This is a genomic window from Streptomyces kunmingensis (assembly GCF_039533535.1).
Taxonomy (GTDB): domain Bacteria; phylum Actinomycetota; class Actinomycetes; order Streptomycetales; family Streptomycetaceae; genus Streptomyces; species Streptomyces kunmingensis.
Genome location: NZ_BAAATS010000067.1, coordinates 34,182 through 60,003 on the forward strand (window position 1 = coordinate 34,182; position 25,822 = coordinate 60,003).

The window sequence follows — 25,822 nt, forward strand, 5'->3', positions numbered from 1 at the left end:
CGGTCACAACTCCCTTACGGACATGAGCCGTTCCGCCCGGTCGAAGCCGAGCACGGGGCCGTCCCGGCACAACAGCAGGGGGCCGAACTGACAGTGGCCGCAGTGACCGGTGGAGCACCGCATGTTGCGTTCCAGGGAGACCCGGACGCGTGCGGCGGGCACCCCGCGGTGGACGAGGTCGCGTGCGGTGGCGCGGATCATCGGTTCGGGGCCGCACACGAAACCCGTCGCGCGGCCGGGATCGAAGTGCGCGCCGTCCAGAAGCCGGGTCACCAGGCCGATCTCACCGCGCCATTCTGGGCCCGGGTGGTCAACGGTCACACCCGTGAAGTCGGTGGCCCATCGCCGGATCTCCGTGCGGGCCATCAGGTCGGCCGGTGTACGCGCGCCGATGAGCACATTGAGGCTGCCGTAGGTCCTCCGGTCCGCCAGGGCGTGCCGGATCAGTGGTCGCAGCGGTGCGAGACCGATGCCGCCCGCGACCACGACCAGGTCCCGGCCGTGCGCCTCCTCCAGCCCCCAGCGGGTGCCGAACGGACCGCGCAGGCCCACCGTGTCGCCCACCCTCTTGCGGCACAGTGCCGTGGAGACGGCGCCGACCGAGCGGATGGTGTGGGCCAGACCACCGTTCGTCAGGATCGCGCTGACCGACACCGGGATCTCCCCCACCCCGAACGCGTAGACCATGGCGAACTGCCCGGCGCGGAAGGGCGCGAGCGGCTCCTCCACCGGGTCGAGGCAGAGCGTGACCGTGTCGTGTGTCTCCACCGAGCGGTCGACCACGCGGTACGGCACGGGAATGGTGGCGGTGGTCATCGCGGGGGGCCACTGCCATAAGGGGCGTACAGATCCAGCAGCCGGGTCCGGGCGGCCAGGAGGCGGTGGGCGAGGACTTCGCCGACCCAGTGTTCGATCTCTCGGCCGAAGTCCGTGTCGGCCTCGCACCGCTCCCGTACCGCCGCCGCGTCGAACTCGTAGGCACGCAGTGCGGTGACCGCTTCGGCGCTCAGCTGCCACACGTAGGGCTTGAACAGCCAGGACCAGCCGACCAGTTCACCGTAGCCGAGTGTCTCGATGACCACGGGGCGACGGCCCGGCACGTGCATGTCGAGGGCGACCGTACCGGTGCGCAGGATCCAGAAGCGGTCGGCGTGGCCGCCCTCCTCGAGCAGGCGTGTGCCCGCCTCCACGCCGACCTGCCGGGCCAGTCCCATGAGGGCATCGCGATGATTGGCGTTCAGCGTCCGGGCCATGCGGGGGGCGGTGGTCGCGATCACGGCTCTGCCTCCTCCGCCAGGGCGGCGGCCTCCTCGGTGATGTCGATGCCGACAGGGCACCAGGTGATGCAGCGTCCGCAGCCGACACAGCCGGTGGAGTCGAACTGGTCGTACCAGGTGGAGAGTTTGTGGGTCAGCCACTGCCGGTAGCGGCTGCGCGGGGTGGCACGGACCGAACCTCCGTGCAGGTACGAGAAGTCGAGGTCGAAACAGGAGTCCCAGCGCTGCCACCGCTCGGCGTGGTCGCCGGTGAGATCGGTGACCTCCTCCGTCGTGGTGCAGAAGCACGTGGGGCACACCATGGTGCAGTTGCCGCAGGTCAGACAGCGGTCCGCGACGTCGTCCCAGCGCTCGGCCTCCAGACTCGCACCCATCAGGGCGCGCAGGTCGACGGGAGGCATCGCCCGGCCCATCCGGTCCCGGGCCGCGTCCACGGTCATACTGGCGGCCTGGACCGTCGCCGCGTCCGCTGCCCGGGACGGGATCAGCGCGAGAATCCTGGCACCCTCGTCGCTGCCGATCCGGACGAGGAAGCGGTGACCGTCGGCGTCCACGAGCTCGGTCAGAGCGATATCGAAGCCGGCGTCCACGCCCGGGCCGCTCCCCATCGACACGCAGAAGCAGGTCGCCCCCGGTTCGCCGCACTCCACGGCTATGAGGAACGCTCCCCTGCGGCGCGCCGCGTAGCCCTCGTCCTTGTAGTGCCCGCCTGCCAGGACCCGGTCCTGGATCGCGATGGCCCGCAGATCACAGGGGCGCACACCGAGGAAGGCGTACGCGGGCCGCTCCGGTTCGCACTGCCGCATGCTCACGCCACCGTCGGCGTCGCGTTCCGCCTCCCACAGTTTCTCTCGCTGGGGATGCAGGAAGGACTTCCACGACTGAGGCCCCGAGGTGTGTGCGAAGGCGGCACCGTCGGGACGGCGCACCAGCCGATAGCGGCCCGCCTCCAGCTCGGTACCCCACCCCCACGGCAGCGCGTCGGCACTCTCCAGTTCGGCGAGGACGACTGCGCCGTCCCTGGGCGTCGGGCCGACGACCGTGCGGCCGTCCGCCGCCAGGACCTGGACGAGGGCGTCGAGGCCCGCCCTGTCGAGGACCGCCGGGACATCGGTGACCTGCATGGCGCTCTCCTTCGTCAGCTGTCTGGCCGGAGCAACGATGGCCGGGCGAGACCTGGCCCCGGCTATGCCCTTCCGGGACCGGAGGGCGCCGGGACGATGTCCCGGGCGACACCCTCCGCCCACGAGATGATCTGGGTGAGGTCACGGAAGTCTCCGCCCCTGCCGGACTTGACGATCATCTTCGCCACGCGCCCGCGGGCGTCCTCGTTCAGACGACCACCGAACGTGGCGTGTCCGCGCGCTTCGATGCGATCAGCCAGTCGCCGTACGCCGGGCACCGGCGGGATGTCGCGTTCCGACGCGGAGGCGTCGAGCGGTCCGCTGCTGAACAGCCATACAGGACGCGTCTCCAGTTCACGGCGGAAGCGACGTGCGAAGCGGCGGGCCGCACGGTGCCAGCGGCCCGTATAGAGCGCGCCGCCGAGCACCACGGCGTCGTACGTGTCGAGATCGCGTCCCGCCTCGGCCGCCGGGCATACGGTGGCGACGCAGCCCGCTTCGCTCAGGACGCCACTGATATGTCCTGCGATCTCGGCCGTGGATCCGTTCCTCGACGCGTAGACGATCAACACTCGAGGCTGTTCGCCGTCCATCACTGTCAACCTCCTTTACGGTTCACGGCGTTGTCGTGCGGCACAGCGAGGCGCCGACGGTACTCGTCCTCGTCCACATCACCCCGGGCGTAGCGCTGGGCAAGCAGCCGCTCGGGCTGCGGCAGTGTCGCTTCGTGATGACTGCCGCCGTTCGGAATCCCGCGCAGAAGGGCGAACGCCACAAGGCCCAGCACCCCCCAGAAGACGACACCCATCACGATCAAGGTGTACGCCCACGCACCCATGTCCTGGCCCCAGTTGCCATACATCGCCGGCCCCCATCCCGTAGTCGCGACGCACTCAGATCTTGCGCAGCCAGTCGTCCGCGATTCCGTGCAGCGCCTGCTCGTCCGGCCGCAGATGCGCGTCGTCCTGCCGGTACGTCAGCTTGTCCACCACGGCGACGACTCCGTCGATGTGGCCGGTCATGCGGGCGGCGATCTCCGCCTCGCTGCGCCGCTCGACCTGGCCGTCGAGCGTGACCACTCCCTGGTGGACCTGGACGGAGAGGGTCTGCGGCATCAGCCACAGGCTGCGGACGAGGACCTCGCCGATCACCTCCCGGCGGATCTCGTCGTCGGGACGCAGGAACATCTGCAGCAGGTCACGGCGGGTGACGATGCCGACCAGTCGCTCCTCCTCGTCCACCACAGGCAGCCGTTCCACCTTGTGGTGGGCCATGGTGCGGGCCGCTTCGGCGATGGTGGCGTCGGCGTGAACTGTGACCGGCGGCTCGGACATGAGCGTTCCGGCCGTGCGGGCCGTGGCCCTGCGGTGCTCGTCACGGCGGGTCCGGCCCAAGGCCGGCACCCGGATACGCCGCTTTCGCGCGGCGGGGCCGTCCTCGGCCTGTGCCTGGCGGGCCATCAGATCGGTCTCGGAGATCACCCCGATGACCTTGTGGTCCTCGTCGACCACCGGAAGCCCGCTGATGTGGTGTCCGTTCAGCAGTCGTGCCACTTCCTTGAACGGGGTGGCGTAGGTCGCGTGGATGACCTCGCTCGCCATCACCGAGCCGACCTTGCTGTGCTTCATCGCTTGCCTCCTTCGGACGGAGCGGTTGGGTGCGCGTCAGCGCAGGCGCCGCAGGTAGGGGTCGTGGGCCGAGGCAGGTGCCAGCCTGACCCTCACGTCGAGTGCGGTGACTCCACCGGCCCAGGCGAGCACGGGGTTCAGGTCGGCCTCGGCCAGTTGCGGCACGTCACTCGCCATCCGGGACAGGCGCAGCAGAAGTTGCTCCAGGCCTTCGAGGTCGACGGGGCCCTCGCCGCCGTGCCCGAAGAGCATGGGTGCACAACGCGGCGCGGTGATCAGATCGTGCACGTCGTGGTCGGTGAGGGGAGCAAGCCGAGCCGCGTGGTCGGCGAGGACTTCGGTGGCGGTGCCGCCGAGCCCGAAGAGGACCAGCGGGCCGAACACCGCGTCCTGGACGACACCGGCGACCAGTTCGATGCCGCGCCGGGCGAGCGGCTGGACGACCACGCCGGTCAGCAGCCCGGCGAAGCGCGTCTCGAAATCTCGGAAGGCGGCCCGTACTTGCGCGTCGCCGCGCAGGTCGAGGTGGATGGCGCGCTGCTGGTTCTTGTGCAGCAGGCCCGGCCAGTGCGCCTTGAGGACGACGAGGCCGTCGGGGCCCCTGAGGCGGTCGGCGGCGAGGACCGCGTCGTCCTCGGTCTCGGCCCAGGCCCACGGCAGTTGCGGGATGTTGTAGCAGTCGAGGAGTTCGGCGCAGGTACGCGGGTCGAGCCATCCTCCGTCCTCGTGGCCCGTGAGGTAGGTCTCGACGACCTCCGTGGCGCGCCCGGGATCGGTGTCGGCGAGGACGGGGACCGTGCCGGGCGGACGGGCCAGCCACCGGCTTCGGGTGACCGCGTGGGCAAGGGCCCGTGCGGCTGTCTGTGGGTCGGCGTATGCGGGAATCCGCCCTCCGTCCCCGGGCAGCAGGCGGACGGGTTCCGCTTGATCGAGGAGGACCGCCGCGACGGTCCGGGTGCGGCGCCGTCCGGGGGCCCGGGTGAGGGAGAGAACGAGATCGTCACCGGTCGCCGCGGAGACAGCGGTCGGCACGAGGGCCACCAGGATCGCGTCCACGGTGTCGGATGCGGCGATCGTGTCGAGGCAGGCGCGCAGTTCGCCCTCGGAGACAGCCGCGGTGGCGTCGACCGGATTGGTGGCCGTGGCACCGGGTGGCAGCACGGACAGCAGGACGTCGATGAGTTCACCGCTCAGTTGCGGGATGGTGAGCCCGGCTTCGGCGCAGGCGTCGGCGGCCAGGACTCCGGCGCCGCCCGCGTTGGTGACGACGGCGACCCGGCCTCCCCGAGGCAGTGGCTGGGCGTGGAGCAGGGCGGCGGCACCGAGGAGTTCGGGGACGGTGCGGGTCGCGGTGATCCCTGCCTGGGTGAAGAGGGCCCGGCGGGTCATGGTGCGGGTGGCCGCGGCCGCGGTGTGGGAAGCCGCGGCCCGACGGCCGGCCTCGGTACGGCCCGCATCGACGGTGAGGACGGGCATGCGGCGGGTGACGCGGCGGGCGGTGCGCGAGAACGCCCGCGGGTTGCCGAATGACTCGAGGTGCAGCAGCGCGAGGTCGGTGTGTTCGTCGCTCTCCCACCACTGGAGCAGGTCGTTGCCGCTGACGTCGTACTTGTCGCCCAGCGACACGAAGGTCGAGACGCCGATGCCGAGGCGTGCCAGACCACCCAGAAGCGCGATGCCGACGCCGCCGGACTGCACGGCGACTCCGGCGGTGCCCGGCTGAGGGCGGGTGGCGACGAACGTGGCGTCGAGGAGCAGACTCGGATCCGTGTTGGCCAGGCCCAGGCAGTTGGGTCCTACGCACCTCATGCCGTAGGTCCGGCAGGTTTCCAGCAGCGTGGCCGCCTGCGCGGCATCGAGGCCCGCGCTGATGACGAGCAGGGCGCGGACGCCCGCTGCGCCACAGTCCTCGGCGACCTTGCCGACCTCCCCGGCGGGCACCACTACGACCACGAGGTCCGGGACCTGGGGCAGGGCCGACACGGTCGGGGCGGCGTGCACGCCGAGTATGGACGCGGCGTGCGGATGGACGACGTACAGGCTTCCCGTGTAGCTGCCGGAGCGCAGGTTGTGCAGGAGGGCGCGGCCGACGGAGCCGGGTTTGCGGCCCGCTCCGGCCACGGCCACCGAACGTGGCCGGAGCACCGGGACGAGGCTCGCGACATCGGCGGCCCGGCCACGCTCCTCCACAGCCGCTAAGTAGTCCTCGTCCTGCGAGAGTTGGACCGTACAGTGCACCTCGGGACCGTCGAAGTGGCGGGCGGTGCGCAGCCCCAGGTCGGCGAAGACCTTGAGCATCTCGTGGTTCTCCGACAGGGCGTCCGCCGTGAACGCGCTGATGTCCTCCCGGCGGGCGGCGGACACCAGATGCTCGAGGAGCAGGGTGCCCACGCCGCGGTGGTGCCAGGCGTCCGACACGGCGAGGGCGATCTCCGCGCGGTCCTTGTCCGCCGTCCGCTCGTACTCGGCCAGGCCCACCAGCGTCCCCTCGGCCTCCGCGAGCAGCCCGTGATGGCCGGGACGGGCAGCCCCGCACATGCGGTCCGCGGCCGTCCGCGCCGAGGACCGGCTGAGGCCGAAGAAGCGCAGCCTCAGGTTCTCGGCCGACATCGCTTCGTAGAGTCCCCGCACCGCTTCGTGGTCCGAACCGAGCGCCGCACGGATCCGCACGGTCGTTCCGTCCGCGAGAAGTGCGTGCCTCGCCTCCCCCATGGCTTCTCCCCTGTCCTTCATGTCCTCGCCTTCCGAAGCTCGGGACGGGCCGGCAACGCCGTCGGCCCGTCGGCCCGTCGCTTTCAGCGTCCGGCGCGCGCCCCCGGGACCCCAGGGACCGGCCGGGCACGGGTCAGGGCCGTCCGGCCTCTGCCTCCTCGTCGGCCGGCCCGTCGGGCAGAGGCTCCCCGAGCTCACCCTCGACGGCGCCGGCCATCGCACGCAGCACATCGAGCGTGCGCCGCGCCTCGGCCTCGTTGACGGTCGTGATGGCGAAGCCGACGTGCACGATGACGTACGTCCCTGGGCGCGCCTGCGGCGTGTACGCCAGGCACACCGAGCGGCGGATGCCGCCGAAGTCGACGGTGGCCATGGTCAGTCCGGCGCTGTCATGCACTTCCAGCACCTGTCCGGGAATTCCGAGGCACATGGTGTTCCCTCACCCCCGCTCCTTCGCGAGTCCGGCGGCGGCCACCGCCGCCTGCCCGTAGCTGATGCCGCCGTCGCCGACCGGCACCACGGTGTTCACCAGAACCCGCAGGCCCTGTGCGCGGAGCAACCGGCGCACCTCGGTGAGCAGTCGGCGGTTGACGAAGCAACCGCCCCCCAGACAGACGGTGCGCGGCGCGCCCGCTTCGACGGCGCGTCCGACGAGCTCGGCAGTGGCCTCGGCGAGCGCAGTGTGGAAGGCGGCGGCCAGCGAGGCGACGCTCTCGCCGTTCGCCTGCCTGGTCAGCAGGTCGGTGAGGGTGGGCTGGGGATCGTAGACCCACAGGCCGTCCACCCGCACGACGCGACGGGCGAGGGGCACGGGGCGCAGTCGCCCGGCCGCCGTCTCCAGGACGACGGCCGCCTCGCCTTCGTACGTCACGCTGTCCACCAGGCCCAGCAGGCTCGCCACCGCGTCGAAGAGGCGGCCCGCGCTGGAGGCCCGCGGGCTGTTGAAACGGCGGTCGATCATGGCACGTACCGTGCCGGCGGCACCCGCGTCGAGGCGGTCGGTGAAGGTGCGGATCAACTCCTGCGCGGGGCCCGGGACGCCGAGGGGTTCGGCGCCGTGCAGGTACCCCAGGGCGGTGCGCCAGGGATGCCGTACGGCCACGTCACCGCCCGGCAGCGGTGCGGTGGCGAAGCGGCCGACACGTCGGTAGGAGTTGAGGTCGGCGATCAGGACCTCGCCGCCCCACAGGGTGCCGTCGTCGCCGAGCCCGAGGCCGTCATAGGCGATGCCCGTGAACGGGCGCGTCAGGCCGTGCTCGGCGGCGCACGCGGCGAGGTGGGCGTGGTGGTGCTGGACGGGTACGAGCGGAAGGCCCGTGGCTCGCGCCCACTGCGTGGACAGATAGCCGGGGTGCAGGTCGTGGGCGACGACACCCGGCACGATGCCGGTCAGTGCGCTCAGATCCTGGTACGCGGTCTCGAAGGCGGCGTACGTCGCCGGGTCCGTCAAGTCCCCGATGTGCGTGCCTAGATGGGCCCGGTCGCCCCGGGCGAGCGTGAAGGTGTGTTTCAGTTGCGCGCCGACGCCCAGCAGCGGGGCCGGGGCCGGTCGGGGCAACCGCAGAGGGGCCGGTGCCAGGCCCCGGGCCCGGCGCAGGGTGAGGACGGTCCGGCCGGTGACCTGGACGACGGAGTCGTCGTACCGGGCGCGGACGACCCGGTCGTGCCCGAGGAAGCCGTCGGCGGCCCGGCCCAGCGACCGCCGTGCCTGCGCGTCGTCGATGGCGATCGGCTCGTCGGCGCGGTTGCCGCTGGTGACGACGAGCGGCCGGTCAACGGCTCGCAGCAGGAGATGGTGCAGTCCGGAGGTCGGCAGGAACAGGCCGATCCGGTCCGTGCCGGGATGCACGCCCGCCGGCAGCCGAAGGGGACCGGCCTCGAGCAGCACCACGGGCCGTACGGGCGATGTGAGCGCCGCCCGGCCCATGACGCCGATCCGGGCCAGGCGTCGAGCCTCGTCCACGTCCCGCACCATGACCGCGAGCGGCTTGTTCGGCCGGTCCTTGCGTCGCCGCAGTTCCGTCACCGCCGCATCATTCGTCGCATCGCACACGAGCTGGTAGCCGCCGAGTCCCTTCACCGCGACGATGCCGCCGCTGCCCACCGTCCGGGCCGCCGCGCGCAGTGCTTCCTCGCCACGCGACGTCTCCCAGGACAGGGTCGGCCCGCAGGCGGGGCAGGCGTTCGGCTCGGCGTGAAAGCGCCGCTCCCGCGGGTTCGTGTACTCCGCCGCGCAGGCCGCGCACAGCGGGAAGTGGCGCATGGTGGTGCGTTCCCGGTCGTAGGGCAGGGATTCGATGATGGTGGAGCGGGGCCCGCAGTCCGTGCAGTTGATGAACGGGTACCGATGACGCCGGTCCGCCGGGTCGAACAGTTCCTCCAGACAGGCCGAGCAGATCGCCGCGTCCGGTGCTACCTCGCGCGGGGCCGTTCCCGACGGTGGGCTCAGCCGGCTGGCGCGCACGGCGAAACCGCTCCCCCGCTCGGGTATCGTCGCGGTTCCCTCGACGATGCGTAGCTCGCGGACCCGGGCAAGGGGCGGCGGTGCCGACCTGATCCGCTGTGCGAACTCCTCGACGGCCCCCGGCGCCCCGGCGACCGTACCGGCGACGTGTCCGTCCACGTTGGCGACCCATCCGTCGAGTCCGAGGGCCGTGGCGGTGCGATGCACGAACGGGCGGAATCCCACGCCCTGCACGGTTCCCACGGCCGCGAAGTCCCTTACTACGCGGTGCACTTGATCACCCCCGGGCCGCGGCGTCGCGATACCGGACGATCTCGTCCTCGACCGAGGCGGCCAGCGGATCGATGACCGCCGTCACCGCCCCGGACATCGTCGTGCCGAGCGAACTGTCGACGCCCTCCACCGCGTAGACGACGAGGTGGCCGGGCAACCGGCCCAGGACACGGGCGAGTTCGACGGCCTCCCCCAGGCCCAGGCCGTGGGAACTCGTCGTGGGCGGCTGGTTCAGCCGCTCGGAGTCGAGTTCGATCCGGTGTGTCCGCCCGGGCCGCCCGGGGTGGGCGTGAGCGGCATCCACCACGACGGCGAGGCCCGCACCTTCCCACAGCCCGATCAGCCGTCCCGGATCCCCGTCGCACGTGGCGAGCACGGTGCCCAGGGGCAGCGGCCGCCGCTCGGCGTGCTCGCGCAGCCGCTCCACGACGGCCCAGCCGATGCCGTCGTCCCGCCGGAAATCGTTGCCCACACCGATCACCGCGATACGTGTCCGCCCGTCCATCGCCGCTCCCTCCCCCGGTCCGGTCTGCCGTCCGGTGCCCGGTCTCGGCTCGGGTTGTGCAGGGCTCGGAGCGTCCGGCCCGTCACAGAACGATCGTCAGGCTCGGTCCTGGTCCTGCCGGTGCCTCTCTTCCGGCTCCGCCTTCTTCGTCTGCTCACCGCGCAGCCGGGCCATGAGCTTGGTGGTGGCACCGGGGTCCGGCAGCGACTGGCCGGCGGCCACCGTACGGACGGCCGTGACCAGGTTCCACCCCTCGATCTGCTTCGGGACGTATCCGGACGCGCCCGCCATGATCGAGTCGAGCAGTGCCTCCTCGTCGTCGAACGAGGTGAGCATGAGACAGGCGAGATCAGGCATCCGCGAGAGCAGTTCCCGGCGGAGCGACACCTCGTCGCCGTCGGGCAGCCGGATGTCGAGCACGGCGACGTGCGGGCGCAGCGCCGGTATACGGACCAGGGCCCGGCCGACGGTGGCGGCCTCGCCGACCACCGTGATATCCGGCTCGTCCTCCAGCAGATCGTGCACTCCACGACGGACGACCTCGTGGTCGTCGAGGAGGAGGACCCGGATCGGGCCCGGGGGGACGAGGTGCTCGCTGTCCGTCATGGACGGCTCCTGTTCCTGCGTCGTCGGGCTCCCCCGTGCACCGGCGGTCGCCCGCCTGCCGCCATCCTTCGCGCTCACGCGTCCGAGGGAAAGTGCCGGTCGGCCCTTGTCCGCGCGGCCCGGGCGGCCGACCGCGGTGACGGTAGATTCGGGTCCGCCGCTCAGTCATGGGGAACCACCGCCACCGGCACGGTGGCGTGATGGAGGACGGCCTGTGTCACCGGCCCGACGTGACCGCCCAGCGCGCTGTGCCGGTGCCGGCGCCCCACCACGACCAGGGACGCGTCGCGCGCGGCCCGCACGAGGTGGAGACCCGCGCCCCCGGTAAAAGCCTGTTCTGTCACGTCGACGCCCGGATACTTCCTCCGCCACGGCCGCAGCACCGTGTTCAGTACCTTCCTGGCTCCGGCCACCAGTTGCGCGTGCAGCTCAGGGCCGAGCGAACCGGCATGGCGTGTGTAGTAGGGCGGCAGACGCAGCCCGTGGACGACGCGCAGCCGCCCCGCCCGGCGGCCGGCCGCGTCGAACGCGAACTCCAGGACGGCGTCGTCCGGACGTTCCAGATCCAGGCCGACCACGACGTCACGGTAGGGGGTGGCGGTCGTCCCCTCCCCTTCCTTGTCACGGTCGTGTTCGTCCTCGGCGCGTTGCTCCGCTCGTACGAGGACGACAGGCCTTACCGTGCGCGCGACGACGGCGTGCGCGACGGAACCGACGACGAATCCGGTGAGGCCGCCCAGGCCCCGGGAGCCGAGCACCAGGAGCCGAGCCTGGTCGGATGCGGCCAGAAGAGCGGCGACGGGCTCCTCGGACATGTCACGGGAGCTGATCCGCAGGCCCGGGTATCGCTGTGCGAGTACGGTCTCGGCGTCGCCCAGCATCTTCCCGGCCCAATTCGGCTCCGTGGCGTCGACGTTCGGCGGGATGCAGACATCGCCCAGCGGCGCGTAGAGGTAGGGCTGCCACTTCCAGGCGTGCAGCAGGTCCAGGGGCAGCGAGCGGAGCAACGCCTCGCGGGCGGCCCAGTCGGCCGCGGCCATGCTTTCCGCGGTGCCGTCCAGACCTACGGTGATGGGGTGGGCCATGTGCGGCATCCTCGCGCCGGCGGACGGGAGCGCGCAGGGGCCTACCGGCCGCGGACATGGGGCCGAAGGTCCCCGGGAACAAGGACGGCTTCGTCATCCCACGCTCAGGATGTCGTTCACCGGCCGCCGCGGACTGGCCGGCCCCCTGGGCCCGTAACCGACCCGAAGGACCATCTGGACGTGTCCGATGGCCGAGAGGGGGTCACGCGCGAGGCTGCGCAGGTCCGGCCATTCCAGCGCGTGCGAGGTGAGAGAGGCCACGAGGTCGTCCAGGGTGGCGACAAGCAGCACGCGTTCCAGGGCCTGCCCTGCGCGCAGCCAGTCCAGCGGCCGGTCCTGGGCGGTTCCCAGCAGGGCCAGGTGCGGAGCGTGTTCGAAGACCTGCGAGCCACGACCGCTGGTCTGCCGCCGCCCGGCGAAGTCGCGCACCGGTGCGTTGCCGTCCCGCATCCCTGGCCCGAAGGCGTACTCGGGGACGCCCTCCGCCATGGCCTCCGTCTCGTCCCCGAACCGGGTCCATCGCTCAAGGTCGTCCGTGCGGCCGGGATCCATCAGGTCGCGTCCCTCGGCGTCCCGCACAAGGTCACGCAGCAGCTCACTGTGCCATGGCCCGGTGAACAGCAGGCGGGACTGCTCCAGACGAGCGGCGTCTACGAGAGCGGCCCGCACGCGTTCGGGCAGAGCGGTCTCGGCGAACGGCCAGCGACTGGTGTGCCGTTGCAGGATCGCGGGGTACAGCTCCGCCAGGGCGTCGTTTCCCGCTTCTGTCGCTTCCGGCGTGGGGGTCCTGAAGTCCACTGTCGCCAGCGACAGCTGGTCCGCCGGGTCGGGCAGCAACCGTACGTGAGGGTGCCGCCCGATCCGGGCCGCCGCGACCCGCAGGTTGAAGAGAGCGGCCCCGCAGCCCAGGTGCAGTCCCCGATGGTCGGGATCGGTAGTAGGCATGGCACGTGCCAGGTCGGCGCGGAGCCACAGCGTCTGGGTGTCGGGCAGGAAGCGGAACTGCCACGGTTGGGCGTTGTGCATGGAGGGCGCCGTGCCGGCGTCCCGGACGAGCCCGGCGAGTATGCCGGGGTCCAGTGGTTTCATCTGCATGGTCACTCCTCGACTGTCCCTGTCCGCGCACGCCTTTCCCCGCGTTGCGCGGCAAAGGACCAGAGCGTCTTCGCACACCCTGCTCAAACCCGCCGCCCTCTAGTACAAGTACTCGACAACCCACAGAGCTGTTCAGGCAGGAGAGGAGCCCGGGGCCCTGAACCGGTGCACCATCCTTCACGACCGTTCCGCCCTGCGCGTGGGCATCAGCAGAACCTCGTTCGGTGCCCGGCGCGGGCTGGACGGGCCCTCCGGACCGTAGCCCAGCCGCACCAGCATGTGCGCGTGCCCCACATGCTCGGGCTCAGGGCGCAGCTTCCTGCGCAGGTCGGGCCATTCCATGGCTTGGTGCAGCAGGGATGTGCGCAGACCGTGTGCCGTCGCCACCAGCAGTACGTGCTGGAGGGCCTGGCCGGCACGGAGCCAGTCGGCGCGGCGGTCGTGCGCGGTGGTCAACATGGCGATGACGGGGCGGCGCTCGAACTCCCGGGCCGGCAGACGGGTGAGGTGGCGTTGCGCCGTGAAGTCCCGCATCGGCAGTTGCTCGCGGGAGTCCTGTACACCGAGGCTCGCCCGCGGCAGGCCGACATCGGCCTGGCCCCGCTCGTCCCGGCGCACCCAGCGGCAGCTCTCCGCGGCACGCTCGGGGTGAGTGCGGTCGCGCTCCTCCGCCTCTGCCGTGACCCGAAGCAGGAAGGCCTTCTCGGTGGTCGTCGGAAAGGAGAGCACGGCGCCGTTCGTGTGTGCCGCGTCGGACAGCTCGGCGCAGACTTCGGCGGGCAGCGGCCGGTTGGAGAAGGGGAACCGGCTGCTGTGTCGCCGCCAGATCACGTCGTACAGATCAGGACGGTGCTCCGGGAAGGTCTTTCGCCGGGCTCGTTCCGGCCGTACGGTGGCCAGTAGTCCGGGCTCGTCCGGGCGGGGCAGCAGGCGCGTCACCGGCATCCACCCGTCATGCGCCATCGCGACCCGCAGGTTGAAGACAGCCGCGCCGACCGACAGGTGCAGGGCTCGCCCCGTCGGATCCGTCGCGCGCAGGCAGCGTTCCGGCGCGGCCCGCACCTCGACCGCGGTGCTCTCGGTGTCGAGGTGGAAACTCCATGGCTGGGTGTTGAAGATGGAGGGTGCCGCGACGGCCGCCGACAGCCACCCCTCCAGAACCGATGCGTTCAACGTCGTGACGTCCACGGCCACCACCTCCCGGCAGGCTCCGTATACGAGTCCTTCCGTCAGGGTGCGGTGAGCGGCGGGGCAGGGCGAGGGGCCGGACGTCCCCCCTCGCATTCCGACCGGGTCTGACCGAAGTCCGGCTCGCGCCTCGGCGAGAGCGGGGTCGAACGACCCGGTTCCGGGGCCGGTTCGGCCCTCCCTTCCTCTTCTGCCTCGGTGGCAGCGTGGCGGGGCGGGCCCTCGGACGCAGGGCCGACCCGAAGGAGGCGGGGACAGTGGAGCATCGGCTGACCGTGGGGATCGACGGCTCCGAACCAAGTCTTCAGGCACTGGACTGGGCGGTGGACGAGGCCGTGCGGCGCGACTGCGAACTGCGCATCGTGCATGCCTCACGCTGGGAGCGGTACGAGACCAGGAAACCGTCGCTCGCTCTCCATCGCAGTGCCGTGCGGCAGTATGCGGAACACCTCGTGGCGCAGGCCGTCGAACGTGCCTGTCGTCGCGCTCCCCAGCTCACGGTCACCAGCCAGGTGGTGCCGCAGGATCCGGCGGACGCGCTGGTCGAAGAATCCCGTGACGCCGGCGCGCTGATCGTCGGCAGCCGGGGACACGGCACGCTCACCGGACTGTTGCTCGGCTCCGTGAGCCTTCCGGTGGCCGCCCACGGCGAATGCCCCGTCATCGTCGTACGCGGCAACGACAAGAACGTGCACGGCGGCTTCCACCAGATCACCCTGGGTGTCGGAGCCTCGGAACGCGCCACGGTCGCGGCCGCGTTCGCGGTGCGCGAGGCGCAGTTGCGGCGCACGGACGTGCTCGCCGTGCGCGCCTGGCGTTGTCCCGCCCACGAGCTCCCCGACTACCCCACCGATGACAGTGGGGCCCATGCGATCCGCGCCGAGAACGAGCTGATGACCGTGGTGCAGGACCCACGCGTGGCCCACGGCGCGGTCACTGTGCGGGCGCATCCGCACGAGGGCCGCGCCCGCGACGTGCTGTTGGAGGCGTCCGCGCTCTCGGACCTGCTCGTCGTGGGCGCGCGACGGCGCAGGAGCGGTGTCGGCCTGCAGCTCGGCCCGGTCACTCACGCGGTACTGCACCACTCGGCGTGTCCCGTGGCCGTTGTACCGCATGACTGACCCCCGAACGGCCGGGCGATTCGTGAGCCGTCGCGGCCCCGGAGCGCCATCGAGCTGCGGTGTGTGAGGCATCACGCCTGTCGGATGTCGGACACGGCGGCGCTCAGTCGTGCGGAACGACGGCGACCGGGCAGCTCACATGATGGATCGCCGCATGGGTGACCGGCCCCGCGTGCGACCCGAGCGCGGCACGTCGAACGCGTCGGCCCACGACGAGCAGTCCCGCACCACCCGCCGCCTTGACCACCTGGTGAGCCGGATGGCCTTCGATGACGATTTCGTGCACGACGACTTGCGGGAATTTGCTCTTCCATGGTCGTAGAGCCGCGGCGAGGTTCCTTTCCGCCTGGTTCCTGGCCACTGCGCGCTCATCCGGGCCGACCAGTCCATGTCGCAGCGCAACGTGCCAGGTGTGCACGCACCGCAGCGGCGCGCCGCGCATGTCCGACGCGCGGAAGGCGAACTCGACCACTGGGTCACATGGTTGGCACGGGTCCACGGCCAGCGCTATGTCACGGAAGGGCGCCCTGGTGCCCGTGGCGGTCGCGCCCGGTAGGCGTTCGGCGTCGCCGGTGCACCCTGCCCGCACCAGGACGAGCGGGCATGGCGCGTGCGCTGCGGTCGCCAGGGCCACCGAGCCTGCGAACGCGCCGCTCACGCTCCCGAACCCCTGACTGCCCAGGACCAGCAGCTCCGCCGACTCGGCTTCGCGCAGGAGCGCAGGGCCGGGCGGCAGGGCGATCTGTTCCGAGAACACGTCCAACTGGCCGTGTGTGGCGCGCAGTTGCTCGGTGATGGTGCGCAGGGCGCTCCGCGCCCGACGGTGCGGGACATTCAGCTCGGGCAGCGTAACCTCCGTGCCGTCGGCCGGGGCGCCCTCCCAGGCGTGCACCAGGCGCAGTGGACGATGGCGACGCAGCGCTTCCCGGGCGGCCCAACTCGCCGCCGCGGAACTTTCCTGTGAGCCGTCGACGCCGACGACTATCGGTTTAAGCATGCCTTCATCCCCCTTGTCACGCACAACCCGGGCCTCACCGGCTGTCGCTCGACCCGACCGGGCCGAGGGCCGCCCGGCCCGCTTCGAGCCGTGCTGTCGGAATCCGGAACGGGGAACACGAGACGTAGTCGAGACCGGCGCGATGGAAGAAATGAACGGAGGCGGGGTCGCCGCCGTGCTCACCGCACACCCCGGTCATCAAGCCGGGCCTGGTGCGGCGTCCGGCTTCCACCGCGCGGATCACCAGTTCGCCGACACCCTCCTCGTCGAGGCTCTCGAACGGCGAGACGGCGAAGACCTCGCGGTCGAGGTAGAGCGGGAAGAACGCCGCTTCCGCGTCGTCACGCGACATGCCCCAGACCGTCTGCGTGAGGTCGTTGGTGCCGAAGGAGAAGAAGTCGGCGCAGGACGCGATGCGGCCGGCCGTCACCGCGGCCCGCGGCAACTCGATCATCGTCCCGATCGGGCAGTCGACGCGGCGTCCCGTCTCACGGCTCACGTCCGCCAGCACCTGGTCCACCTCGGAGCGTGCCATCCGCAGTTCGGTTTCCGTGGCCACCAGCGGGATCATTATCTCGGCGCGAGGGTCGCCTCCCGCACGCCGGCGCTGGTCGACCGCCTCCGCGACGGCCCGGGTCTGCAGAGCCATCAGGCCGGGTACGACCAGACCGAGACGTACGCCGCGCAGACCGAGCATGGGGTTCCGCTCATGCAGTTTCCGTACGGCTGACAGAAGTTCCCGGGTCCGGGGCTTCGGGTCCGGCGACATCGCCACGCGTACCGACAGCTCCGTGAGGTCCGGCAGGAACTCGTGCAGCGGCGGATCAAGCAGCCGGACGGTGACCGGCAGACCGTCCATCGCCCGCAGAATGCCGGTGAAATCGAGCCGTTGCAGGGGCAGCAGCGCCGCCATGGCTTCCGCCCGCGCGGCATGGTCACGCGCGAGGATCAGGTCTTCGACCAGGAGGCGACGTTCACCCAGAAACATGTGCTCCGTGCGACACAGTCCGATCCCCCGGGCACCCAGCCGTCGCGCGAGTGCGGCGTCGGCCGGGGTGTCCGCGTTGGCCCGGACCTCCAGGTGGGCCGCTGTGTCCGCGTGCCACAGAGCGCGCCGTACCGCATCGCTCAGTGCCCCCATGCGCACCCCGGTCTCCAGGGACTCGCGGACCTCGGAGTCGACCAGGGGCAGCGACCCCAGGTGCACGGTGCCTGCCGTACCGTCGACGGACACCGTGTCGCCCTCGTGCACCACCACGCCGGACGGCGTGGTCAGCCGGCGCTCGGCCGTGTCGACCGTGAGCGCAGCGGCCCCGCAGACGCACACCTTGCCCATGCCCCGCGCCACGACGGCGGCGTGGCTGGTCTTGCCGCCGCGGCTGGTCACCACCGCTTCGGCGACGATCATGCCGGGCAGATCGTCGGGGGTGGTCTCCGCGCGCACGAGAACGACGCCTTGACCTTCTTGGTGCCGCCGTACGGCGCTCGGCGAGTCGAAGACCACCGCACCCACCGCGGCACCGGGGGACGCCGCAATACCTTGCGCGAGGGGCGTATCGGAGGGACGCCGCGCGAAGCGCGGGAACATCAGCCGGTTCAGGGACGCGCCGTCGACACGTGCCAGCGCCTCGTCCTCGCTGACGCGCTCTTCGTCCACCAGGTCGTAGGCGATACGGAAAGCCGCCTCCGCCGTCCGCTTCCCGATCCGCGTCTGAAGAACCCACAGCTTGCCCCGCTCAACCGTGAACTCGACATCGCACAGATCACGGTAGTGCCGTTCCAGCATGCCCAGATGGCCGGCGAGTTCGCCGTACACGTCCGGGAGGACCGTCCTCAGCACCTCGAGGGACAGAGCGTCACGCACCCCCGAAACGACATCCTCGCCCTGCGCGTCAGGGAGATAGTCCCCGTACAGGCCGCAGGCGCCGGTGGCGGGGTCCCGGGTGAAAGCCACGCCGGTTCCGGAGTCACGCCCGAGGTTGCCGAACACCATGGCCTGCACATTGACCGCAGTTCCCAGGTCATCCGGGATGTGCTCGCGCGAGCGATACAGGCGCGCCCGTTCGCTGTTCCATGAGGTGAAAACGGCACGCATGGCCAAGTGCAACTGCTCGACGGGGTCCTGGGGGAAATCCGCGCCGCTCTCCTTGCGGATCAGCGACTTGAAGTCGGCGACGAGCGATTCGAGTTGACCGATGTCCAGGGCGCTGTCGTCCTTCAGGCCGTGCGCCCGCTTGCGGCCCTGGATGAGGTCTTCGAACAGCCCGACGCCGACGCCCAGCACGGTGTGGCCGAACATCTGCAACAGACGGCGGTAGGAGTCCCAGGCGAACCTCTCATTGCCGGTGACGCGGGCCAGCCCCGCCACACTCGCATCACCCAGACCGATGTCGAGAACCGTCTCCATCATCCCGGGCATGGAAAACCTGCCCCCGGAGCGCACCGACACCAGCAACGGATTGTCCGGGGCGCCCAGAGTGCGACCCGCGACCCGTTCGAGGGAGGCGAGCTGTCGTGCCACCTCGAGACCGAGCTCCGACGGCTCCTCACCGGTGGCCAGAAACGTCCGACACGCTGCGGTGGTGACAGTGAAACCGGGTGGCACGGGAAGTCCCATGCGGCTCATCTCGGCGAGACCCGCGCCCTTGCCACCGAGCAGCTCGGCCATCTCCCTGCTGCCGTCGGCGAACGCGTACACGTACTGCTGAGGCGTGCTCATCACGGCTCTCCTTCAGGGATACGGCACGATGGCGACGGGGCATCGGGCATGGTGCATCACCGCGTGCGTGACGGGACCGTTGTGCTGCCCGAGCCGGTGGCCCGCGTGCGCGTGCCGTCCGACCACCAGAAGACAGGCGTCTTCGGCGGCACCGAGCAGCGGTGTCACGATCCTGCCCTCGACCACCGTCCCCACCACCTCGACCTCGGGGAACTTGCCGCGCCACGACCGCAGCACCGCGTCCTGGAAACCGCGCCACTCCTCCTCACGTCGCGGCTTTTCGGCCAGGGCGAGTTCACCGGGACCGAGCGTGTACAGGGCGGGGCTGCGCCAAGCGGACAGCACCCGCAGGCGCACGCCCCGTGCTCGGGCGGCAGTCAAGGCGAACTCGACCACCTCGTCGCACGGATCGGCCAGATCGAGGCCCAGCACGACATCCGCGCAGGGCCTCTCAGGCTTCCCCTTCGAGGTCACTTCGCCCTCGAAGTGGACGCGGGCGCATGCCCATCGGGGTTCGCCGGCCCGGACAAGCACGAGGGGCACGGGTGACGCGGCCGCGACGCTCTGTGCCACCGAGCCCACCACGACGCCGGTGAACGCCGCCAGCCCTCGTGATCCGAGGACCATCACCTCGGCCTGCTCCGCGGCCCTCAACAACGCGGCCGAGGCGGGGCCCTCCAGCGGATCGGCCGTCATCCGCACCCGCGGGCAGGCGGCGCGCGCACGCGTCTCCGCCTCGTCCAGCATCGCGCGGGCCCGTACGCGTTGCGCGGCCCCGACCGCCGCGGCATCCGCGGGCACATCGGATGCCGGGTGCGGGCTCCAGTTCCAGGCGTGCACGAGTCGCAAGGGCAGGTCGCGCAGGCAAGCCTCCTGCGCCGCCCACTCCGCGGCAGCGAGGCTCTCGGCGGAATCGTCGACTCCGACAACCACGGGTCGCAGCATGGTGCGGCACCTTCCGTGAGCTCTCCTTCGCCGTCCGCCCTCATGGTTTCGTGCCTTGCCAGCGGCAAGCAGGGGCCTCCCGACCCCCGCGCGGGCCCATCCGGCCCCTGCCCGCAGAGGCGTCCGCCCCGAACCCTGGTGCGGCGACTTCCGGCATGCCCGGTCAGCCGGGACGTGTCACCGAGGAGAGGGGCGCCCGGTGAAGAAGGCCTTGTACGAACGGGAGTTGTACCGCCTACAGACCGAGCTGGTGAAGCTGCAGACGTGGGTACGAACGGAGGCCGCCCGCCTGGTCGTGGTCTTCGAGGGGCGCGACGCCGCGGGCAAGGGCGGCACGATCAAACGGATCGCCGCACGTCTCAACCCCCGCTTCGCCCGCATCGTCGCACTGCCCGCGCCGACCGAGTCCGAGCGAACGCAATGGTACTTCCAGCGATACGTGGAGCGGCTGCCCGCGGCCGGCGAGATAGTCCTGCTCGACCGCAGTTGGTACAACCGGGCCGGCGTGGAGCACGTGATGGATTTCTGTACGCCCTCCGAACACCGCCGTTTCCTTCACCAGTGCCCGATCTTCGAACGGCTGTTGGTGGAAGACGGCGTCCTGTTGCGCAAGTACTGGTTCTCCGTGAGCGACGCCGTGCAGGAAAGGCGCTTCCTGCGCCGTCTCGAGGACCCGACCCGACGGTGGAAGCTCTCGCCTCTCGACGTGGAGTCGATCACCCGCTGGGAAGCGTACTCACGAGCCAAGGACGAGATGCTGGTCCACACCGACATTCCGGAATCACCCTGGTACATCGTCGAGAGCGACGACAAACGCGTTGCTCGCCTCAACATGATCGCGCACCTGCTGTCGACAGTCCCCTACCGAGACATCCCGCCGCCCCGACTCGATCTTCCAAAACGGCCGGCCGCCTCGGGCTACCTGCGCCCACCACGTGAACTCCAGACCTACGTTCCGGATCACGCGGCCGGATTGTCCTGACGAACCATCCGCAACACCTGCGTCTAACGTGGACCGCAACCCGCCCCCCTCGCAGGCCCCGCCCTCACCGGCTGGCTGCACCACCTGAGCGGACTCCACGAGACCCTCGGTGTGCTGTGGCGCGAGCCGCTGCACACCCGTCTCGCCGAGGGCGAGCGGCACCCTCCCATCCGCAGCCCTGTGCCGAGTCGGTCCCAGCCGCATTCCGCCAACCTTCGGGCCGGGCGTAGTGCGGGGGCGGCTGGTACACGGGGCCGCCCGAGCTGTACGGCGCGGACCCGTTCGAGACCCGTGTATGGAGGCCGGAGCGGACCGGCTCACCATCACGCGCGGTGGGGCGCCTCGTCCACCAGGGCCGTGACGCCGGCGTCCCCGACACCGCCCCGGCCGCACCGCAGGTCGAGGGCTTTGTGTTCAGTGCCTGCCAGTTCCCGGCCCTGGACGAGGACCTCGCGCAGCGGCCGGAGACCGCCCTGGGCCTGTCCGTGCACGGCCGGGTGCGCTACCTGCCCGAGCCGGGCGCACCATGCGGTGAGCGCTTCGAGATCCGCTTCGGCGTCGACGGCGCCCTGGTGCTACCGGCCACCAGCAGCCACGGACACGACGTCCACCTGTGGACCCACGCACCCGGCTTCACAGGGCGCACCGAAGTCTGGTTGCACCAGGCGCACTTCGATCCGGCGCAGTGCGGCACCCCAGGGCGGGGAGGGGTGGGCTGAGATCAGAGGCGCACAGGCCGCGGGCGCTCCTTGCACCGCGTCGCGGAAACCGACGTCCCCGTACCCGCCACAGCCACGCCCACCCCCCTCCTGGTGCGAGAGGACCGAGCGGTGAGCGACCGACTCGCGGCTCAGCCCAGGGCCGTGGAGGTGCACGGCCTGTCCCTCGTGACCTACCCCGCAGGTCCCCTCGCCGGACTGCCGGGCCACAATCCCGCTCGCACAGACGAGCACGTCGGGCAGTCGTGCGCCTGGCCGTGGACGGCCACCCCGTGTGCAACAGGGCGTGCTACTCGATCAGGGGGCGGCGTCTGCTCATCGCAGGCGCGTCGCGGTCACCACCGGGTGCCGTGCAGTACACGAAGCGACCTCAACCACCAGGCCGCGGGCCACGGTGGCGAAGCTGTCGCCCGCGTTCGTACGCGCGCGCCGCGTCGGGCAGTCGGCGGCGGGCAGGTGCGCAGCGACCTGCGCGGCGAGCGTCGCGGTCCGCGTGAGCCCGCTTTCTGTCGACGGTCAGGTAATTCCCGCCCTCATCCGGGCCGCGGTGCTCGGCTGCGGCGTTGGGAACGCATGGGTTCTGCTCGCCGACCGGTGACGACGCCACTCTCGTTCGGGACCGAACGACGGCCCGGCCCGGGGCGGCACCGTCACCCGACCGGCGGACAAAGCGGCACCGTGAGCGGCGCCGACACCGCCGGTGGGCTGCGAGGCGGAACGTGCGGGGCGCAGACTGAGCCCATGGGCTTCTCCGATCCGGCCGCAGTGTCACGGCGATTTCCCGCGCGGCCGGGCAGCGTGTCAGCGGCCCGGCATTTCGTACGCACCGCACTGGACGGCGTCGCCGCTGACCTCGTGGACACGGCTCAGCTTCTGGTGAGCGAGCTGGTCACCAATGTGGTGCTGCACGCGCGCACCGAGGGCGAAGTAGTGGTGTCACGCCCTGACGGCCGGGTCCGCGTACAGGTCGGTGATCATCGGCCAAGCCGTGAACCCGTACCGCAGCGCTTTCCACCGTGCGCCGCCACGGGGCAAGGGCTGGCACTGGTGGAACAACTGGCCTCGCGATACGGGGTCGGCTCCGTCCACGAGGGCAAGACGGTGTGGTTCGAGCTGTGGCCCGACAGTCCGCAGCCGCAACCGCAACCGCAACCGTCGTCATCGTCACTGTGGTCGTCCCCCGCACGGGACGGCGCCGTACCGCCGTGGCCCTGCGACCAGACGGTGACGCTCGTCGATGTGCCGGGTGCGCTGTACTGCGCGTGTGCGCAGCACCGGCACGCGATGCTGCGCGAGGTGACGATCGCCGCGTCCGTCAGAGGCGACCTACCCGTGGCGCCCGAGGACCTCACCACCGCCCACGACATCAACAATGTGATCAGTGCCTGTGTGGCAGCCGCGCTGAGGGAGCCGCTCCCCGAGTCGGGTCTGCGCTCCTTGGTCCTGCCGATGCCTGCCGACGCCGCACCGGCGGTACGGACCCTGCGGCGCGTGCTCGACCTGGCCGAGGAGGCCGCACGGGAGGAACTGCTGCTCACCCTGCCGGCGCTGCCGCGCAGCCGTGCCTTCCGCGACTGGCTGTTCGACCAGATCGTCGGCCAGCTCACCGGAAGCCGCCCCACCGCATGGACGGTGATGCCCCGCGAACCCGACGTCAGCTCCTCCGAACTCGTACCCTGGGAGGTCGGCCAGGTGCAGGTCAGCAGGATCCCGACCATCGCGGCCGACGAGGGCAACTGGATCATCGCGGCGAACGATCCTGCGGCGGATCTGCTGGGCTGGGCACCGGACGATCTCGTCGGACGCAAACTGACCACGCTGATCCCCGAGCACCTGCGCGAACGGCACACGGCGGCGTTCACCTCACTACTGCTCACCGGTCGAGCCCGCATCGTGGGCCGCTCCGTGCCGCTGCCCGCGCTGCACCGAGACGGCGGGGTGGTTCCGGTGCGGCTGTACATCCAGACGCAGGAGACGGCCGACGGCCGCACCGTCTTCGTCGCCCAGCTCACCCCGCGGACGCCCACACCCCTCGACGTGCCCAAAGCGGCGGCTGTCGGCGAAAACGAGCAGACGCCGGGCCTGAGGGACCTGGAGATCGACGAGAGCCCGCCACCAGCAGGCCCGGAGGGCTGGGGAAGGCCAGCCGGCACCGAGCGCGACATGTCGGCGCTGGACAGGTTGTCCCTCCTGGCCGACCTGGGGGCGCAGCTCAACAACACCCCGGATATGAACGCGGGGTTGCAGGGTATCGGCCGGCTGCTGACGCAGCGACTGGCAGACGGGTGCGTGGTGGATCTGCTCACCGAGGATCTGCACGTGGACCGCGTCTGTGTCGCCCACCGGGAGCCGCGGGGGCTTCGCCTCTCGGCCTATGAGGGCAGGATCCCCGCGGTCGCCGAGGAGTCGCACGGCCCGCTGGCCCGGGTACTGCGCGGCGCGGGCCCACTGCTGCTCACCGACGTACCGCCACCGGCCGGGACCGAGAGCGCGCTCGACACGAACTACCTCGAACTGCTCCGGAGCCTCGGGGCGGGCAGCGCCGTCGTCGCCCCGCTGCGGGCCCGCCGGAAGATCTTCGGGGCGCTGACCCTGACCCGCGCACCCGGCGCCCGGCCGTTCTCCCCGGACGACCTGGCCTCGGTCGACGACCTGGTCCACAGCCTGGCGCTGGGGGTGGACAACGCCCGGCTGCACCAGGAGACCCGCTCCATCGCCGGGCGGCTCCAGCACTCCCTGCTGCCGGTACTGCCAGAAGTCGATGGGCTGCAGATGGCCGCCCGCTACGCCGCCTCCTCCACCACCGCCCAGGTCGGCGGGGACTGGTACGACAGCTTCGCCCTGCCCAACGGGGACACCGCCATGGTCATCGGTGACGTCGCGGGTCACGACCTCGACGCGGCCATCGCCATGAGCCAGCTGCGCAACATGCTCCGCGGCATCGCCGTCGACCGCCAGGAGCCGCCCGCGGTGGTGCTGCGTCGCCTGGACCTGGCGAACCACAGTCTCTACCGCGAGGCCACCGCCACCTGCGTCTACGGCCTCGTCAAGGGGCCCCCGCAGGGGCCCTGGGAACTGACGCACTCCTCCGCCGGTCATCTGCCGCCGCTGCTCACCACCTGGGAGGGCGAGACCCACTACCTCGAAGACGGCGCGGGCATCCTCCTCGGCGTCGACCCAAAGATGACGCGCCCCACGGCATGTACTGCGCTACCGCCCCACTCGACCCTGCTGCTCTACACCGACGGCCTCATCGAGCGTCGAGATGAACCTCTCGACGACGCCATGGAACGCCTGCGCCGTCTCAGCGCCGATCTGGCCCGCGAACCCCTCGACACGTTCTGCGACGAGCTCCTGATCCGCCTGGGAGCCGACAGCGCCGACGACATCGCCGTTCTCGCCGTCCGCCCCTCGCCTTCCGTCTGACCCGGGCGACGGGGTGAACGGCCTGGACTCAATCGCTTCTGGCCCGATCGTTTGCGGTGCGGAATGAGCAGGCCGGTGCCCTGGTAGCCGCCATCGGCGATCACGGGAACTCCCCGGCGGGCCACATCAACGCCGGACTCGGCGAAGGCCCGGCAGTCGTTGCGGCTGCCGGGCAGCGGATTGCCGACGGTCACGACCAGGCGGCTGTTGGCGTCGATGACGACCTGCAGGTTCGTCGATTAGCGGCAGTTCTTGCTCGAGGCGGCGATGCCGCGGTACCGGGTGGGAACGAGTGTGCCGTCGACGATGTGCACGGTGTCCTCGCGCTTGCGGCCCCCGCCGCACGTCGACGGACCTGACACCCTCATGTGCGGCTGGTGGCAGCGTTCTTGCCTGCCCCCCGTCTCCAAGGACGGGGCCCCCGACTCCGGGCCCGGCGTGGGGCGGGGCCCGGGCCGTATGGCGTGGTCAGGAGACGGGGTTCAGCCAGTGGGCCTCCAGCTCTCCGTCGACCAGGTCCGCGATGGCTGCGAAGTACTTCTGCATGAACGGCTGCGATACGTGCGCCAGCAGGTGAGCGCCGGAGGACCAGCGCTCGTAGAAGGCGAAGGCACCCGGCTCGTCGCGTGCGGTGTGCACCACGTACTGCTCGCATCCGGCCTCCTCGCGCGTGGGGCTGATGATCGCCTGGATCTCGCCCAGCAGGCGCGTCTCCTCGCCCGCCCTGGCCCGGGCGAATCCGTAGACCGCGACGGGCGTGGCCGAGGCGAGGATGTCGGCGGAAATGAGGCCGTCGGTCACGGTGTTTTCAGTGCTCATGGGTTCCTGCTTCGTCATGGTGGGTTCTGCCGGTGTTGATGGCCGGCTGTCCGGAGTGTAAAAGTTGACGTTGACGTCAAAGGCAAGTCCGTGGTCGACGAGCCGCAGGATCGTCCCCGCGAAGGCTCGGGACCCGG

At 71.1% G+C, this 25,822-nt stretch carries 21 protein-coding genes and 2 pseudogenes; 4 read left to right on the forward strand and 19 right to left on the reverse strand.

Annotated features, from left to right (window positions below; genetic code table 11):
- Positions 1 to 3: 3 nt before the first annotated feature.
- From ABD366_RS42150 to ABD366_RS42215, 14 genes and pseudogenes are all read right to left on the reverse strand, one after another.
- The gene (locus ABD366_RS42150) at positions 4 to 816 is read right to left on the reverse strand and encodes an FAD/NAD(P)-binding protein (protein WP_324770274.1); all 813 of its coding nucleotides are present in this window, start codon (positions 814 to 816) and stop codon (positions 4 to 6) included.
- Complete coding sequence (locus ABD366_RS42155; protein WP_324770273.1) at positions 813 to 1,277, reverse strand: Crp/Fnr family transcriptional regulator; 465 nt, start codon at positions 1,275 to 1,277, stop codon at positions 813 to 815. Before ABD366_RS42155 ends, ABD366_RS42150 begins: the two co-directional genes overlap by 4 nt.
- The gene (locus ABD366_RS42160) at positions 1,274 to 2,401 is read right to left on the reverse strand and encodes a 4Fe-4S dicluster domain-containing protein (RefSeq protein WP_324770271.1); all 1,128 of its coding nucleotides are present in this window, start codon (positions 2,399 to 2,401) and stop codon (positions 1,274 to 1,276) included. The genes ABD366_RS42155 and ABD366_RS42160 overlap by 4 nt, the downstream gene beginning before the upstream one ends.
- 62 nt (positions 2,402 to 2,463) lie before the next feature.
- Positions 2,464 to 2,994: a flavodoxin domain-containing protein gene (locus ABD366_RS42165; RefSeq protein ID WP_324770270.1), complete on the reverse strand. Its 531-nt coding sequence runs from the start codon at positions 2,992 to 2,994 to the stop codon at positions 2,464 to 2,466.
- Positions 2,995 to 2,999: 5 nt separating this feature from the next.
- On the reverse strand, positions 3,000 to 3,263 hold the full coding sequence (locus ABD366_RS42170; RefSeq protein ID WP_324770268.1) for an SHOCT domain-containing protein: 264 nt from the start codon (positions 3,261 to 3,263) through the stop codon (positions 3,000 to 3,002).
- A gap of 31 nt (positions 3,264 to 3,294) precedes the next feature.
- Positions 3,295 to 4,029 carry a CBS domain-containing protein gene (locus ABD366_RS42175; protein WP_324770267.1) on the reverse strand — a complete coding sequence of 245 codons (735 nt, stop codon included), beginning with the start codon at positions 4,027 to 4,029 and terminating at the stop codon, positions 3,295 to 3,297.
- 36 nt (positions 4,030 to 4,065) lie between these two features.
- Positions 4,066 to 6,762: a bifunctional acetate--CoA ligase family protein/GNAT family N-acetyltransferase gene (locus tag ABD366_RS42180; RefSeq protein ID WP_324770266.1), complete on the reverse strand. Its 2,697-nt coding sequence runs from the start codon at positions 6,760 to 6,762 to the stop codon at positions 4,066 to 4,068.
- Between the two features lie 112 nt (positions 6,763 to 6,874).
- Positions 6,875 to 7,171: a HypC/HybG/HupF family hydrogenase formation chaperone gene (locus ABD366_RS42185; protein WP_324770265.1), complete on the reverse strand. Its 297-nt coding sequence runs from the start codon at positions 7,169 to 7,171 to the stop codon at positions 6,875 to 6,877.
- Positions 7,172 to 7,180: 9 nt separating this feature from the next.
- A complete protein-coding gene (hypF, locus tag ABD366_RS42190; RefSeq protein WP_344443572.1) occupies positions 7,181 to 9,478 on the reverse strand; it encodes a carbamoyltransferase HypF in 2,298 nt (765 codons plus the stop codon).
- Positions 9,479 to 9,482: 4 nt separating this feature from the next.
- The gene (locus ABD366_RS42195; protein ID WP_324770263.1) at positions 9,483 to 9,983 is read right to left on the reverse strand and encodes a hydrogenase maturation protease; all 501 of its coding nucleotides are present in this window, start codon (positions 9,981 to 9,983) and stop codon (positions 9,483 to 9,485) included.
- 129 nt (positions 9,984 to 10,112) lie between these two features.
- Positions 10,113 to 10,589 (reverse strand): annotated as a pseudogene (locus ABD366_RS42200) (response regulator); the annotation flags it as partial.
- A gap of 161 nt (positions 10,590 to 10,750) precedes the next feature.
- Positions 10,751 to 11,674 (reverse strand): universal stress protein, encoded by a 924-nt coding sequence (locus ABD366_RS42205; RefSeq protein ID WP_324770262.1) that lies wholly within the window; start codon positions 11,672 to 11,674, stop codon positions 10,751 to 10,753.
- 93 nt (positions 11,675 to 11,767) lie between these two features.
- Positions 11,768 to 12,769, reverse strand: coding sequence for an Acg family FMN-binding oxidoreductase (locus ABD366_RS42210; protein WP_324770261.1), 1,002 nt, complete (start codon positions 12,767 to 12,769; stop codon positions 11,768 to 11,770).
- A gap of 177 nt (positions 12,770 to 12,946) precedes the next feature.
- The gene (locus ABD366_RS42215) at positions 12,947 to 13,957 is read right to left on the reverse strand and encodes an Acg family FMN-binding oxidoreductase (protein ID WP_324770260.1); all 1,011 of its coding nucleotides are present in this window, start codon (positions 13,955 to 13,957) and stop codon (positions 12,947 to 12,949) included.
- A gap of 257 nt (positions 13,958 to 14,214) precedes the next feature.
- Here ABD366_RS42215 and ABD366_RS42220 point away from each other — a divergent pair, with 257 nt between their 5' ends.
- A complete protein-coding gene (locus ABD366_RS42220) occupies positions 14,215 to 15,078 on the forward strand; it encodes a universal stress protein (protein ID WP_324770259.1) in 864 nt (287 codons plus the stop codon).
- Between the two features lie 103 nt (positions 15,079 to 15,181).
- On the opposite strand, the gene ABD366_RS42225 is transcribed toward ABD366_RS42220, so the two are convergent.
- From ABD366_RS42225 to ABD366_RS42235, 3 genes are read right to left on the reverse strand one after another with little or no spacing between them, the layout of a single operon-like run.
- Positions 15,182 to 16,099 carry a universal stress protein gene (locus ABD366_RS42225; RefSeq protein ID WP_324770258.1) on the reverse strand — a complete coding sequence of 306 codons (918 nt, stop codon included), beginning with the start codon at positions 16,097 to 16,099 and terminating at the stop codon, positions 15,182 to 15,184.
- Between the two features lie 10 nt (positions 16,100 to 16,109).
- A complete protein-coding gene (gene ppdK / locus ABD366_RS42230) occupies positions 16,110 to 18,794 on the reverse strand; it encodes a pyruvate, phosphate dikinase (protein ID WP_324770257.1) in 2,685 nt (894 codons plus the stop codon).
- Positions 18,795 to 18,806: 12 nt separating this feature from the next.
- A complete protein-coding gene (locus ABD366_RS42235) occupies positions 18,807 to 19,739 on the reverse strand; it encodes a universal stress protein (protein ID WP_324770256.1) in 933 nt (310 codons plus the stop codon).
- A 199-nt stretch (positions 19,740 to 19,938) separates the two neighbouring features.
- Here ABD366_RS42235 and ppk2 point away from each other — a divergent pair, with 199 nt between their 5' ends.
- The 3 genes from ppk2 to ABD366_RS42250 all read left to right on the forward strand — a co-directional run bounded on the left by ppk2 (position 19,939) and on the right by ABD366_RS42250 (position 24,866).
- The gene (gene ppk2 / locus ABD366_RS42240; RefSeq protein WP_324770255.1) at positions 19,939 to 20,721 is read left to right on the forward strand and encodes a polyphosphate kinase 2; all 783 of its coding nucleotides are present in this window, start codon (positions 19,939 to 19,941) and stop codon (positions 20,719 to 20,721) included.
- 332 nt (positions 20,722 to 21,053) lie between these two features.
- Positions 21,054 to 21,440, forward strand: a complete 387-nt coding sequence (locus ABD366_RS42245; protein WP_324770254.1) for a hypothetical protein — start codon at positions 21,054 to 21,056, stop codon at positions 21,438 to 21,440.
- A 741-nt stretch (positions 21,441 to 22,181) separates the two neighbouring features.
- A complete protein-coding gene (locus ABD366_RS42250) occupies positions 22,182 to 24,866 on the forward strand; it encodes a SpoIIE family protein phosphatase (protein ID WP_324770253.1) in 2,685 nt (894 codons plus the stop codon).
- Here the strand turns inward: ABD366_RS42250 and ABD366_RS42255 are convergent.
- Both ABD366_RS42255 and ABD366_RS42260 read right to left on the reverse strand, forming a co-directional pair.
- A pseudogene (locus ABD366_RS42255) lies at positions 24,812 to 25,198 on the reverse strand (transposase); the annotation flags it as partial. The gene ABD366_RS42250 and the pseudogene ABD366_RS42255 sit on opposite strands and share 55 nt — an antisense overlap.
- 136 nt (positions 25,199 to 25,334) lie before the next feature.
- Positions 25,335 to 25,685, reverse strand: a complete 351-nt coding sequence (locus ABD366_RS42260; protein ID WP_324770252.1) for a putative quinol monooxygenase — start codon at positions 25,683 to 25,685, stop codon at positions 25,335 to 25,337.
- Positions 25,686 to 25,822: the final 137 nt, after the last annotated feature.

Coding starts and splice junctions, on each gene's coding strand:
- ABD366_RS42180 (WP_324770266.1), bottom strand. CDS start 6,762: ATGAAGGACAGGGGAGAAGCCATGGGGGAGGCGAGGCACGCACTTCTC.
- ABD366_RS42235 (WP_324770256.1), bottom strand. CDS start 19,739: ATGCTGCGACCCGTGGTTGTCGGAGTCGACGATTCCGCCGAGAGCCTC.
- ABD366_RS42150 (WP_324770274.1), bottom strand. CDS start 816: ATGACCACCGCCACCATTCCCGTGCCGTACCGCGTGGTCGACCGCTCG.
- ABD366_RS42195 (WP_324770263.1), bottom strand. CDS start 9,983: ATGGACGGGCGGACACGTATCGCGGTGATCGGTGTGGGCAACGATTTC.
- ABD366_RS42250 (WP_324770253.1), top strand. CDS start 22,182: ATGGGCTTCTCCGATCCGGCCGCAGTGTCACGGCGATTTCCCGCGCGG.
- ABD366_RS42165 (WP_324770270.1), bottom strand. CDS start 2,994: ATGGACGGCGAACAGCCTCGAGTGTTGATCGTCTACGCGTCGAGGAAC.
- ABD366_RS42210 (WP_324770261.1), bottom strand. CDS start 12,769: ATGCAGATGAAACCACTGGACCCCGGCATACTCGCCGGGCTCGTCCGG.
- ppdK (WP_324770257.1), bottom strand. CDS start 18,794: ATGAGCACGCCTCAGCAGTACGTGTACGCGTTCGCCGACGGCAGCAGG.
- ABD366_RS42160 (WP_324770271.1), bottom strand. CDS start 2,401: ATGCAGGTCACCGATGTCCCGGCGGTCCTCGACAGGGCGGGCCTCGAC.
- ABD366_RS42185 (WP_324770265.1), bottom strand. CDS start 7,171: ATGTGCCTCGGAATTCCCGGACAGGTGCTGGAAGTGCATGACAGCGCC.
- ABD366_RS42260 (WP_324770252.1), bottom strand. CDS start 25,685: ATGAGCACTGAAAACACCGTGACCGACGGCCTCATTTCCGCCGACATC.
- ABD366_RS42205 (WP_324770262.1), bottom strand. CDS start 11,674: ATGGCCCACCCCATCACCGTAGGTCTGGACGGCACCGCGGAAAGCATG.
- ABD366_RS42175 (WP_324770267.1), bottom strand. CDS start 4,029: ATGAAGCACAGCAAGGTCGGCTCGGTGATGGCGAGCGAGGTCATCCAC.
- ABD366_RS42170 (WP_324770268.1), bottom strand. CDS start 3,263: ATGTATGGCAACTGGGGCCAGGACATGGGTGCGTGGGCGTACACCTTG.